The sequence below is a fragment of the Microcystis sp. M53602_WE12 genome (assembly GCF_030065455.1).
Lineage (GTDB): Bacteria > Cyanobacteriota > Cyanobacteriia > Cyanobacteriales > Microcystaceae > Microcystis > Microcystis aeruginosa.
In genome coordinates, this window is record NZ_JASJFB010000379.1 from 1 (window position 1) to 1,699 (window position 1,699).

2 protein-coding genes and 1 pseudogene are annotated in these 1,699 nt (G+C 40.4%); 1 reads left to right on the forward strand and 2 read right to left on the reverse strand.

Features of this window, described 5'->3' with window-relative positions:
- Nucleotides 1-125 (forward strand): annotated as a pseudogene (locus PX482_RS12960) (IS630 family transposase); the annotation flags it as partial.
- 82 nt (nucleotides 126-207) lie between these two features.
- On the opposite strand, the gene PX482_RS12965 reads toward PX482_RS12960, so the two are convergent.
- Nucleotides 208-570 (reverse strand): hypothetical protein, encoded by a 363-nt coding sequence (locus PX482_RS12965; protein WP_002762526.1) that lies wholly within the window; start codon nucleotides 568-570, stop codon nucleotides 208-210.
- Between the two features lie 86 nt (nucleotides 571-656).
- Entirely contained in the window at nucleotides 657-953 is a 297-nt protein-coding gene (locus PX482_RS12970) for a hypothetical protein (RefSeq protein ID WP_002762525.1), read from the reverse strand.
- Nucleotides 954-1,699 lie beyond the last annotated feature (746 nt).

Here is a 1,699-nt window from a genome sequence, read left to right on the forward strand (position 1 = left end):
ATCGAGAATTTGAAAATAAAGAAGAACTGGAAAAAGTAGTCAATCAGCTTTTAAATGAAGGGGGATTGATTATTAAATGGAGTAGAAAACTTAAAAATAAGGGTAATGCTGTCAATGTAACTTAAATGCGTAAAAGCTTAGGACAAGCCAAGCTGACTGAGAAAGTCGAGGGCATGGATAAAAGGGTTAGGTGTTAGGTTTTAGGTGTTAGGGGTTGAATTTCGCTGAACGGATCAGCCAACCGATCACCCCGCCGGTAATGCCGCTAAGGATCGAACTGATAAAAGCGGTGATTACCACTACCCCGATCTGCTTCCAGTTTTTCAGTTCTCCTACTTTTTCGGCAAGATCGGCCGTTTTGTCGATCGAGGGTTTCCATGCTTCTAGACGGGCTTCGATCGAGGTGAGTCGCTTGTCGATATTTTCTGTCTTTCCATTCAGGGACTTTATATCTGACTTGATTTCTGATTGTCCATTTTCTAGGCTAGTTAATCGGGACTCGATCACCCTCATACTACTAACGATTAAATCTTCTAGCCTTTTTAGATCATTTTCGGTAACTGCTGTCATGAGGTAATCTCCTAGCTAATCTGTTTCAAATATGACTGACGGGCGTGCATTAGGTGAACGCAAAGCGCTCGCTACGCGAGACCGCTCTAATCTTCTCTCTGGGCGATCGCATATAGGGGAGCTAATTCAGTCCGAAGCGATGCGATCGCCGCGTTCATTTTGGCTTCGATCGCCGCGTCGATCTTTTCCTCGAAGTTGGGCAACTTGCTAGGGCTATCTCCGAAAAAGGTTTCGAGAATCTCTACTATGGCGGTTCCCATTGCCGGTTGAATGTTCCCGGCCTTATCTTTTCGAGTGATATTGTTTTGAGTGCAATACTTAGTAAGGCTGTCTTCTATATCTTTTGGGAGATAACAGGATACTGGTCTATTCTCAGTAGCCATGATTTTAATTGATTAATACTAATACATTACCTTTTAAGTCTAACCCTGTAAACTACTAAGTACAAGACTTATTAGATAAACTAATGAGGATTAGTAAAATACCTGTAAAATACTAATTAATAGGTAGTTGACTTAGTAAGAGACTAGAAATATACTAAAGATATAAACCAAAAGCGACCGCTACCGACTACCAATCAGAAAAGCGATCGCCTATCATCCAAAAAAGGATATCTCTATTATGCAACTAATCGAAGCAATGGCAACCGACCGCGCCCGGCGGGTTAATACTAAATACGGTGAGAGAACCGTTATAGACGCAAGAAGCATCGTCCCGTGAAGCGTCAACCCATCCGAAGATCGTTCAATTAAGTTTGTTCGATCTGTAGGGAATCACCGTCCGGCCCCGGCGGTGAGGATGTCAACGGCTATTAGTTGTCAGTTTACCGATTACCGATCACAGCCAAAACCAACCTTTGCCGCTCGATAATTTAATTAAATTTACAATTCTCACTTCCCAATTCAGAACTGATAAACTATAACCTGTAATCTATAATTCACAATTTATAATTCATAAGACCTCTTGCATAATTTTTTTATGGTATAGTGGAGGGTTTTGCTTTTTTCTCAATTCTTAGATTGAAGTGGAAAAAAGAATAAAATGTGATCTTAGGTCAGGAAATCATCTATAACTTTTGGCTCTTCGGTAATTGTTATGCAAATAATTAACTTAAAATAAAATTCGATGA

Excerpts from the sequence above, each read along its gene's own strand:
- PX482_RS12970 (WP_002762525.1), bottom strand. The coding sequence starts at position 953 with ATGGCTACTGAGAATAGACCAGTATCCTGTTATCTCCCAAAAGATATA.
- PX482_RS12965 (WP_002762526.1), bottom strand. The coding sequence starts at position 570 with ATGACAGCAGTTACCGAAAATGATCTAAAAAGGCTAGAAGATTTAATC.